Genomic DNA, 10974 nt, shown 5'->3' with positions numbered 1-10974 from the left:
TTATTTATCCCCCTTTAGATCAATGAATTCAGAAACTTTATTCCTGCATAGGAAATCCTGTTCGTTGTGAAATGTTATTTTCACTCTATAACTCTTTTCCACTTTCAGATTTTCAAACAGGAAGCTCTTTGTATTTACCCCAGAGAATTCCTTCACCACGATCTCATTTATACCTTCGTATTGGATTAGCTTACCGGAGAAGTCACCGGAACCTGATACGTTTAGCTTAATATCTGAGCGCACTTGTGTCACCTTGATGGATGACTTACAGGATGACTGCGCCTTACTTACAAATGATATTCCTGCAAGGAATACAATAAAAAATAATGAAACTCTCATTTTGAAAGAGATGAAAATGGATAATTCCTATAGTCTAAATATTATTCAAAAAATTATGGTAACCGTCTTTACCCGAATAAAGATGTCGGCTACAATATCAGCTTAAAAAATCCGTACAGTCTAAAAAATTACCTTCCCTTAATTCGTATGTACTATTTTCTTAAAAAATTAAAATTTCCGTTGCAGTATTTCACTCATAACGATAGCCTTTTTAATTCCTTCCGGATCTTTGAAATCGGCTAAATACTCCTGGATCAAATCACGGCTCTGCTGTTTTTCAAACATTTTGAATCGCTCATACTTTACATCCGTGTCTTCAATCCTCATTGTTTCTTCCAGGGAAAGTTTGTTGAATGCCTCTAGCTTACCTTTATCATACACATCGTAGATCTTGTCTCTTTTACGATAGTCGTAGTCAACATCTTCAAGATCTCTCGCTTCCTCTTCTAGTTGATCATCATAATCAACGTATTCCTGCTGCGGCTTCGCTGGTTCTTGAAATTTGCTCTCCGTTATTTCTTTAAGCAATTCTTCAAAAGTCAACGGCTTGGGTAGTGCAGCAGTCGATGGTTTTACAGTAGGTGGCTCAAACTTCTGAACCGGCTTCTCCGGTCTCCCTGAAGGAAAATCATTTTGTTGTTCAGGCTTCTTCTTTAACCTGGTTAGCAGGTAGATGACTCCTATTATTACATATAGCCAGAACTGAAAATCCCTCATTAAAACCAAATTTATGTAAAAAAATTGAAAAAATACCAGACGAGCGTTTTCAGGCTTATCCACTCGTCCAAAATTAGAGGTGATAGATTCTTAAATTCCGGACGAAAAGAGATAAAAAGGCTAGCCGATTCATTTCATCGCCTCCCCTTTTTATGTAATGTGATCACAATATTCAGCGACCAATACCCGACCTTATAATATATCTATGATACTATGCATCCGGAAGCAGAGTGTTAAAAAGAGAAATCACCAAATTTTCCATGCGCATAGTGGCAATTATACCGATCGAATCAAGTAATCAGGAATGAAAACCGGAACTTTGAATATTAGGCTTCAATATTTACCTGAAAAATCTACCTTTGCACCCGGTTTACACAGGCTGCTTCACTAATCTATGTCATCTACTGCCAAATACATCTTTGTAACCGGGGGCGTTACGTCATCACTGGGAAAGGGAATCATTGCTGCTTCGTTGGCGCAATTGCTTCAGGCTCGGGGTTTTAAGGTCACAATTCAAAAATTCGATCCGTATATCAATATCGATCCGGGTACGCTCAATCCATATGAACATGGTGAGTGCTACGTAACGGATGACGGAGCGGAAACTGATCTTGACCTTGGACACTATGAGCGTTTTCTGAATGTTCGTACCTCCCGAGCTAACAACATCACCACCGGAAGAATCTATAATAATGTAATCACCAAAGAACGTAAAGGTGAATACCTGGGAAAAACCGTACAGGTTGTCCCTCATATTACAGATGAAATCAAACGGAACATTTTTCTGCTCGGCGAAAGCGGGGAATATGATTTCATTATTACGGAGATTGGAGGATGCGTTGGTGACATTGAATCACTTCCATTCATTGAAGCGGTTCGTCAGGTAAAGTATGATCTGCCTCCAAACAATTCACTTGTTATACACCTTACGCTCATTCCATATCTGAATGCAGCGAAAGAACTTAAAACGAAGCCAACGCAACATTCTGTAAAGGAGTTGCTGGAAGCAGGTATTCAACCTGATATATTAGTTTGTCGTACAGAAATGCCACTTCCTGTAGAGATCAGAAAGAAGCTTGCATTATTCTGCAACGTTCATATCAATTCTGTTATTGAAGCGATGGATGCGGAAACCATTTATGATGTGCCGCTTCTGATGCGTAAAGAAAAGCTGGATGAACGCGTATTATCGAAATTAAAAATCCAGTCGAAGGAAGAACCCAACCTAGAGCAATGGAAATCATTTCTGGGTAAGCTTAAAAACCCCGTGAATGAAGTACAGGTTGGTCTGGTAGGTAAATATGTATCGTTACCCGATGCCTATAAATCTATAGCGGAAGCCTTTGTACATGCCGGTACGCGAAATGATTGTACGGTAAAAGTAAAATGGATTTCATCGGAGGACATTAATAAGGAGTCTGTTGCAACGGTTTTACGCGGACTGGATGGTATTTTGGTAGCGCCTGGTTTTGGAGAGCGTGGGCTTGAAGGAAAAATTGAAGCCATTAAATATGTCCGCGAGAATAAAATTCCATTTTTTGGTATATGTCTGGGCATGCAATGTTCGGTAGTAGAATTTTCTCGTAATGTTCTGGAGTTGGAGGCGAGTTCAACGGAGCTTAATCCCAAGACTAAAAATCCGGTGATCGACATGATGGAAGAACAAAAGAAGATCACCATGAAAGGTGGCACCATGCGTTTAGGTGCTTATACCTGCAAGCTTAAGAAAGGAAGCAAAGCATATGCTGCGTATGGCGAGTCCGTTATAGAAGAACGTCACCGTCATCGCTATGAATTCAACAACAAGTACCTCGAACAAATTGAAGAGGCTGGCTTAAAGGCTACCGGTATAAATCCTGACTCAGGGCTTGTTGAAGTCGTTGAATTAAAAGATCATCCTTGGTTTGTAGGGGTGCAGTATCATCCTGAATTAAAGAGCACAGTACTGAATCCACATCCTTTGTTTGTGAAGTTCGTGGAAGCTTCTCTGGAGCATAAAAAGTCGGTAAATAAATAATCAGTTTAAGAACAGAATACAATGGATAGGAATTCGGCTATTGGCCTTACTTTAATTGCAGTTTTACTGATCGGATATTTTTATTGGTTCTCTCCGCAACCTCAGCCTGTTGCTCCAAAAGTAACCACTACACAATCTTCCGCATCTCAAAAGAAAGATTCTGTTGAGACAGCAGCTGCACTTCCAAGTGATAGTATACTTCAAGCAACTTATGGAGATCTATCCGTTGCTATGAAAGGAACTGAAACAGCAACGGTTGTTGAGACTGCCGATCTGAAAATTACGTTCAGCAATAAGGGAGGTTCGATCAAAGAATTGGAGCTTAAGAAATTTCAATCCTATGATCAGAAGTTTAAAAAGAAGGTAATTGATCCTCTTAAATTAGTATCACCTGAGTTCAGTGAAATAAAATTACTAAGCCAATTCCAAGGTAAAGAGATCGATCTATATACTTTATTTTACCAGGTTGATCAAAAGAAAGATGGCGACACTACCGAAGTTACATTTACAGCATCTTTGAGTGCTGGTGCTACAATCTCGCATATATATAGAATACCAAACAATGGTTATGAGATCGGGTATAACATTTCAAGTAAAGGTTTGGATAGCCAGTTGACTGGTGATAACCTGAGCTTTCAATGGAACTACGCTGTACAGCCATTAGAGAAAGATCTGACCGATACACGTAACAACACCACGATCACGTATTATACAGATGAAGATGGTTTCAGTGAACTGACACCACGATCTACCAGTATAGAGACAGAAGCTTTTGCAGGCTCTGTAAAATGGGTAGCGATCAAACAAAAGTTCTTCCTCGCATCCTTCATCTCAAAAAATAATTTTGCTGGTGGTGAAGTACAGTCTTCCGTTACACCAACAGATTCATCGGTTGTTAAAAAAGCAAGCATCAAACTTTCTATCCCGAAGAAATCTTTGGTGGATGGAACAGCTGCCTTCAAGTACTACGTTGGTCCAAATGATTACCAGGTTATCGGTGATGTTTCGGAACGCTTTAAGGAAAATGTATACTTAGGATGGCGCCCGGTATACTGGATCAACAAGTTTGTGATCTTCCCAGTATTCCATTTCTTAACGCAGCACATTGGCAACTACGGTATCATCATTATTATCCTGGTGATCTTGCTGAAGCTTGTGTTATTCCCGCTCTCCTATCGCTCATATCTGAGTATGGCGAAAATGAAAGTATTGAAGCCAGAATTGGATGAGATCAAAGCACGCGTTGGTGAAGACATGACCAAAGTACAGCAAGAGCAAATGAAGCTATACCAGCAAGTAGGCGTCAATCCGATTAGTGGTTGTATACCCGTGGTATTACAAATGCCGATTCTCTTTGCCATGTTCTATCTTTTTCCGGCAAGTATAGAGTTACGTCAACAACCATTCTTATGGGCAGAAGATTTATCGACTTATGACTCGTTGATTCAGTTACCGTTTGTTATTCCTTTCGGAGTGGGAAGTCACATCAGTTTATTTACGCTGGTGATGACTATATCTACACTGGTATATACCTGGCAGAATAACCAGTTATCATCTGTGCAAGGCCCCATGAAATCCATGTCCTATATAATGCCTGTTATCTTCTTTTTCTTTTTGAACTCGTTCTCAGCAGGTCTTACATTCTATTACTTTGTATCGAACTTAGTTACGTTCGCACAGCAGGCGATCATCAAACGTTTTGTAGACGAGAGTAAGATTCGTACGATCATGGAGGAGAATAAGAAAAAGAATGCAGCCGGTGGTGGAAAGAAATCGAAATTCATGACAAAGCTGGAAGAAGCAATGAAAGCGAGTGAAGAAGCGAGGAAACGTGGCGATGACGATAAAAAGAAGCGTAAGTAACCTATATTTATAGTATAAGTGATTTACAAACAAATCTTTACCATGAAATAATTAATGGATAACTGTTAACAGCATAATAAAAACTGTTAACGGATTGTGCAACGATTGTGGATAAACCGTTCCACGATGTTCCACGACCACTTAAGTTTTCCTATATATTTGTGCCCGCCTGGATTTAACCCCAGGCGGGTTTTTATTTTTTAAACGTCATTCTTGAATGGGAAAAATCATTGCGATTGCAAATCAAAAAGGTGGTGTAGGTAAAACAACTTCAGCAATCAATCTCGCAGCCAGTTTGGCGGTGTTAGAAAAAAGAACGCTGCTGGTGGATGCCGATCCGCAGGCCAACTCAACTTCTGGTTTGGGGCTTAATCCGAAAGATATCACACAAGGCATTTACGAATGCATGGTAGATGGTGTTAATCCAAAAGATGCTATCGTTAAAAACGATCTTAAATTTCTGGATGTACTCCCTTCTCACATCGATCTTGTGGGTGCTGAAGTGGAGATGGTAAGCATTGAACGAAGAGAAGAAAAGATGCGCAACGCATTAGGCATTGTGCGCGATGAATATGACTTCATCATCATCGACTGCTCTCCTTCTCTTGGGTTGATCACGATCAATGCATTAACGGCTGCAGATTCAGTTATTATTCCCGTACAATGCGAGTACTTCGCTTTGGAAGGTCTTGGAAAATTATTGAACACTATCAAGATCATTCAAACACGCTTAAATCCTAAGCTTGAAATAGAAGGTATACTCCTGACGTTATATGATTCACGTACCAGTCTGGGCAACCAGGTGGTAGAGGAAGTTCGCACGCATTTTCAGAAGATGACATTCAATACCATCATCCCGCGAAATGTGAAGTTGAGCGAATCTCCAAGCTTTGGTTTACCGGCAATTGTTCATGATGCTGAAAGTAAAGGAGCGATCAGCTACCTGAACCTTGCCCATGAAGTACTAGATAAAAATGGCATGTCGAAATGAGCACAAACAAAAAGAAAGCATTAGGACGCGGATTGAGCGCATTGCTGAGCGACAGTTCCACAGAAGAAAAACTTGAAGTAGATATTCCGGTTGGAATCTCCGCGCCATCTATAGCAGCAACGGAACCTCCCGCTGCTATACCGGTAAGCGGTATAACTGAAATACCAGTAGAAGAGATTGAAGTCAATCCCTTTCAGCCTCGTACACATTTTGACCAGGAGGCTTTGCTTGAACTGGCAGAATCCATTACGGTGCATGGTATCATCCAACCCATCACGGTACGAAGATTCTCTGACCATCAATATCAATTAATTTCTGGTGAGAGACGTTTTCAAGCTTCCAAGCTTGCCGGGTTAAAAGCAATTCCTGCCTATATCCGCTCTGCGGATGACCAGCAGATGCTGGAGATGGCATTGATAGAAAACATTCAGCGCGAAAACCTGAATGCTATAGAAATTGCCTTGAGCTATCAGCGTCTTATTTCAGAATGTAGTCTGAAGCAGGAAGAACTCGGTGAACGTGTCGGTAAAAACAGGACAACCGTTACGAATTATCTTCGTCTGTTAAAGCTGCCTCCGGATATTCAAATTGCTGTACGCGATAATAAACTCTCCATGGGACAAGCACGTGCTATCATCAGCGTGGAGAATCCTGAGCAGCAACTATATATCTTTAAGAAAACACTGGAAGAAGATCTCTCTGTTCGCAGAGTCGAAGAACTTGTTCGTGAAATCTCTGAACGAGTTACCTCGAAACCAGAGACCGCACAAGCGAGTACACCAGCATCACGTGAAATTTCACAACTTCAATCCAAGCTTTCATCACACTTTGGCACTCGTGTTGTAGTGAAGAGCGATGGCAAAAGAGGCGAGATCAAGATACCATTCCTTTCTGTAGAAGATTTAAATCGAGTACTCGATATTCTCAGATTGCGTACAGAATAGTAGAGTTATCAAGACTGCGAATAACTATATACGTATAGCATTCGCAGATGAGATAAATCTACTACTTGTCTTGTACCGATGTTTCGGTAACTTGTATCGGCTTTTGCCCCTAAGCGGCAACATCATGAAGAATTTAGTATTACTGAGTGTATTTACATTTTTGCTGTTATCGCAGCTTCATGCACAGAACAATGTTGTTGTTACTGAAAGCGATAGTCTCATTGTAGAGAGCCAGGATACAGTGTTATTAAAATCATACGCGTCCCGGTATAATCCGCGTAAAGCATTATTATATGCTGCAATTCTCCCGGGGCTTGGCCAGATATATAATAAAAAATACTGGAAGCTTCCACTTGTGTACGGAGGCTTTTTCGGCACGACATACGCGATGCTCTTTTACAATGATTTGTATCGTGATTATAAAAGAGAGCTCTTTACAAATCTTGAGTTAGGCCTTACCGGAGATTCTGACATTCGTTCCGGTGACGTTTATACTACCAAGAATTATCGTGTAGCGGTAGATCGTGCAAAACGTAGCCGCGACTTTTGGCTCATTATGATGGGCGCTATGTATCTCTTGCAAATCGTGGATGCTCACGTAGATGCTCACTTAAAAGAATTCGATCTCAATCCACAATTACGGGTAAGCATCGAACCGATGATGGAGCAAAACTATATGCTGGGCAAACAGACCGGATTTTCATTGGTCGTTAAGTTCTAGTATCACCTCTTCTCCTATCCAGAGGACAAACCTTTTCAGATTTATTAGCCGTCAGTCTTTGAAATCCAAAGACAAAATGCATTTTTACGACCAATTGATTCTCTATGAACATCATTCTTCTCGGCTACGGCAAAATGGGCAAGATCATCGAACGTGTGGCGCTTGAGCGCGGCCATACCATCGCAGCCCGCATTGACGTAAACAATCAACACGAATTCGAAACTATAAAAGGCGATGTTGCCATTGAATTCTCCCATCCGGAGGCTGCCTTTGAAAATGTAAAGAAGTGCATTCTTAAAAATATACCGGTCGTTTGTGGCACCACTGGCTGGCTAAAACGGAAACCCGAGATTGATGCTCTCTGCGAAGAAAAAGCCGGGGCATTCTTTTACGCTTCCAATTATAGCCTCGGTGTAAACATCTTTTTTAAGTTGAACGAATACCTGGCAAAGATGACTGGTAATTTTTCAGAGTATGATGTTCGTATGGATGAGATACATCACACTGAAAAAAAAGATGCTCCGAGCGGCACAGCCATTACACTGGCAGAAGGTGTTTTAAAACACGTAAAAAGTAAAAAAGGCTGGGTGAATGAAGACACTGATAAAAAAGAAGATCTGTTTATTCAATCCTTCCGTATCGACCAGATTCCGGGTACGCACGTTGTAAAATATTCGTCTATGATCGATGACATCGAGATTCGGCACATTGCCCACTCTCGTGAAGGCTTTGCCAAAGGAGCTGTAATGGTTGCCGAATGGATAAAAGATAAAAAAGGTGTGCTGGGTATGGATGACTACCTGAAATTCTAGGCCCTTTCCAGCGACTAACCTTACGATCAAATTATTTTCTCTTTATTTGCAAGTTTTAAATTCAGTTATACAATTATGAATTGGCAGTTTTGGAAGAAATCAACAAAGGAAAAAAAAGATGAACCAAAATCTAAAGCACGCGAATGGTGGGACGCCATCTTGTTCGCTGTTGTAGCTGCTACGCTCATCCGTTGGCTCATCATGGAAGCCTATACCATTCCAACGCCTTCGATGGAGAACTCATTACTGGTGGGTGATTTTCTTTTTGTAAGCAAGTTCCATTACGGTACACGTACCACCACAACGCCTCTTCAAATTCCGTTGACACATCAAAAAATCTGGTTCACAAATATACCTTCGTATCTGGAGTGGATAAAACTTCCGCAGTATAGATTGCCGGGCATCAGTGAAGTTAAACGTGAAGATGTAGTAGTCTTTAACGTACCTCCTACCGGCCTGAATGATGGTAAAGAATATCCCGTTGATCTCAAGACAAACTATATTAAACGTTGCGTAGGTATACCAGGTGACACTCTTTCTATCAGAGACAAACAGGTATATATCAATGGAGCACCGGAGAATAATCCGCCCGAGATGCAATACAGTTATCTTGTAACTTCCGATGGTCCTATCAACCAACGCAACCTCGAAAAGCTGGAGCTTGGCCCAGAAGATTACCAGGTATACGGAAGACAAGCCGATGGTAAATTTGTATACATGATGTGGCTTACGCAGAAGAAAGCCGATGAGATCAAAGAGCTCACGTATATTAAAAGCATTGAAGTAGAGAAGCGTGTTGACGAAGATGGCACTATACCATACTCTACCTATTACGATTGGTCTGGCGGAACAGAGTCAAAGAAATATTACCGCTGGTCAACCGACAACTTTGGCCCTCTATGGATACCGAAGGAAGGTGCTACGCTGGCGATCAACGATTCAACGCTGGCACTATACGGTACAACGATCAAACTTTATGATCATAACAAAGACGTAAAAATCGAAAACGGCAAGCTGATCATCGATGGTCAGGAAGTTAAAGAATATACTTTCAAACAGAATTACTATTTCATGATGGGTGATAACCGTCATAACTCACTTGACTCACGCTTCTGGGGATTTGTTCCTGAGGATCACATTGTGGGTAAAGCATTCTTTATCTGGCTTTCGATCGATAAGAATTCAAGCTTCGTAAATAAAATTCGTTGGAGCCGATTCTTTAAGCTGATTAAATAAAGAATCTTAAGACTAGAAATAATAAGGCTGAGAAATTGAAAATTAGAGAACCTAACTTTCAATTTCTCAGCCTTATATTTTATAACCAGTTAATCTCAATCTTTCAATTCGTTACTCCCCTGTCCTGCCTCACCAGTCAATCTCCTTTACACCTTTACTTCGCAGATACTCGTTTGTTTTACTGAAGTGTTTGTTGCCAAAGAACCCACGATCAGCAGAGAAAGGCGAAGGATGCGCAGACATCAATACCAAATGTTTTTTTCTATCGATGATTTCTCCTTTTTTCTGTGCATAGGCACCCCACAATAAAAAGACTACATTCTCTCTTTCTTCCGAGATCTTTTTAATGACAGCATCTGTAAATGCTTCCCATCCTTTATTCTGATGTGAGCCGGGAGTTGCTGCGCGTACCGTGAGCGTTGCGTTGAGTAATAATACACCCTGCTCAGCCCAACGTGTGAGATCACCGGATTTAGGGATCGGCTTTCGAATGTCATTCAGAATTTCCTTAAAAATATTTACCAGCGATGGCGGCATTCTCACACCATCACGCACAGAAAAACATAGGCCGTTGGCCTGTCCTTCTCCGTGATATGGGTCTTGCCCGATGATGACAACTTTTACATCACTAAAATCACATGCATCAAACGCCTTGAATATTTCTTTTCCGGGAGGATAAACCGTTTGGGTTTTGTATTCTTGCTTCACAAAATCAATCAATTGGGTGAAGTAAGGCTGATTGAACTCGCCTTCTAACCTGTTTTTCCACGAGGGAGCAATTTTAACTTCCATGCCTAAAACTAAAAGTCAGGCGTGAATCCTCCAATTTGTTCGAAAAACAGGAATTAATTTCATTGATTTTCAGTATTTTAAATGTCTGTTCACAAGAAGTTCTTGGTAATTCTAAAAAATTGATATTTTTGAAGTGCATGGTAACGGAGATCACCAAAGGAATTAAGGTAAGTGTAGAGACGGAATATCAACCAGCATATTCCAGTCCCAGTCAATATCACTATGTCTTTACCTATCGAATCACCATTGAAAACCAAAGTGAGTATACGATTCAGTTGTTACGCAGACACTGGTATATTCACGATGCAGGATTTAGCCCACGTGAAGTAGAAGGTGAAGGCGTTGTTGGTCAACAGCCGGTATTGGAACCTGGCCAGGCACATCAGTATGTATCAGGATGTAATCTTAAATCAGGTATCGGTAAGATGGTAGGCACATATATGATGGAGCGTATCGTTGATGGTCTGAAGGTTGAAGTAAATATCCCTGAGTTTACCATGATCGCACCTCTGCGACTCAACTAATATATACCTATACATTTA

11 protein-coding genes are annotated in these 10974 nt (G+C 40.8%); 8 read left to right on the top strand and 3 right to left on the bottom strand.

The annotated features are described in order from the left end of the window. Both B5Y40_RS07675 and B5Y40_RS07670 read right to left on the bottom strand, forming a co-directional pair. On the bottom strand, positions 1-339 hold the full coding sequence (locus B5Y40_RS07675; RefSeq protein WP_079686091.1) for a hypothetical protein: 339 nt from the start codon (positions 337-339) through the stop codon (positions 1-3). 168 nt (positions 340-507) lie between these two features. Continuing rightward, positions 508-1056 (bottom strand): hypothetical protein, encoded by a 549-nt coding sequence (locus tag B5Y40_RS07670; protein ID WP_143785649.1) that lies wholly within the window; start codon positions 1054-1056, stop codon positions 508-510. Between the two features lie 394 nt (positions 1057-1450). Here B5Y40_RS07670 and B5Y40_RS07665 point away from each other — a divergent pair, with 394 nt between their 5' ends. From B5Y40_RS07665 to lepB, 7 genes are all read left to right on the top strand, one after another. Next, entirely contained in the window at positions 1451-3073 is a 1623-nt protein-coding gene (locus B5Y40_RS07665) for a CTP synthase (protein ID WP_079686089.1), read from the top strand. A gap of 21 nt (positions 3074-3094) precedes the next feature. Beyond that, positions 3095-4936: a membrane protein insertase YidC gene (gene yidC / locus B5Y40_RS07660; protein ID WP_079686088.1), complete on the top strand. Its 1842-nt coding sequence runs from the start codon at positions 3095-3097 to the stop codon at positions 4934-4936. A gap of 217 nt (positions 4937-5153) precedes the next feature. Further along, positions 5154-5927, top strand: coding sequence for a ParA family protein (locus tag B5Y40_RS07655; RefSeq protein ID WP_079686087.1), 774 nt, complete (start codon positions 5154-5156; stop codon positions 5925-5927). Further along, the gene (locus tag B5Y40_RS07650) at positions 5924-6871 is read left to right on the top strand and encodes a ParB/RepB/Spo0J family partition protein (RefSeq protein ID WP_079686086.1); all 948 of its coding nucleotides are present in this window, start codon (positions 5924-5926) and stop codon (positions 6869-6871) included. Before B5Y40_RS07655 ends, B5Y40_RS07650 begins: the two co-directional genes overlap by 4 nt. A gap of 124 nt (positions 6872-6995) precedes the next feature. Then, the gene (locus B5Y40_RS07645; RefSeq protein ID WP_079686085.1) at positions 6996-7592 is read left to right on the top strand and encodes a DUF5683 domain-containing protein; all 597 of its coding nucleotides are present in this window, start codon (positions 6996-6998) and stop codon (positions 7590-7592) included. A gap of 104 nt (positions 7593-7696) precedes the next feature. Next, a complete protein-coding gene (dapB, locus tag B5Y40_RS07640) occupies positions 7697-8404 on the top strand; it encodes a 4-hydroxy-tetrahydrodipicolinate reductase (protein WP_079686084.1) in 708 nt (235 codons plus the stop codon). Between the two features lie 75 nt (positions 8405-8479). Then, positions 8480-9640 (top strand): signal peptidase I, encoded by a 1161-nt coding sequence (gene lepB / locus B5Y40_RS07635; protein WP_079686083.1) that lies wholly within the window; start codon positions 8480-8482, stop codon positions 9638-9640. A 129-nt stretch (positions 9641-9769) separates the two neighbouring features. On the opposite strand, the gene ung is transcribed toward lepB, so the two are convergent. After that, a complete protein-coding gene (ung, locus tag B5Y40_RS07630) occupies positions 9770-10432 on the bottom strand; it encodes a uracil-DNA glycosylase (protein WP_079686082.1) in 663 nt (220 codons plus the stop codon). A gap of 137 nt (positions 10433-10569) precedes the next feature. Between ung and apaG the strand changes: the two genes are divergently transcribed. After that, positions 10570-10956, top strand: coding sequence for a Co2+/Mg2+ efflux protein ApaG (apaG, locus tag B5Y40_RS07625; RefSeq protein ID WP_079686081.1), 387 nt, complete (start codon positions 10570-10572; stop codon positions 10954-10956). The last annotated feature ends 18 nt before the right edge of the window (positions 10957-10974 follow it).

The organism is Ohtaekwangia koreensis, assembly GCF_900167975.1.
GTDB lineage: Bacteria > Bacteroidota > Bacteroidia > Cytophagales > Cyclobacteriaceae > Ohtaekwangia > Ohtaekwangia koreensis.
The sequence above is the reverse complement of the archived record's forward strand: the minus strand, read 5'-3'. Positions and strand labels throughout refer to the sequence as shown.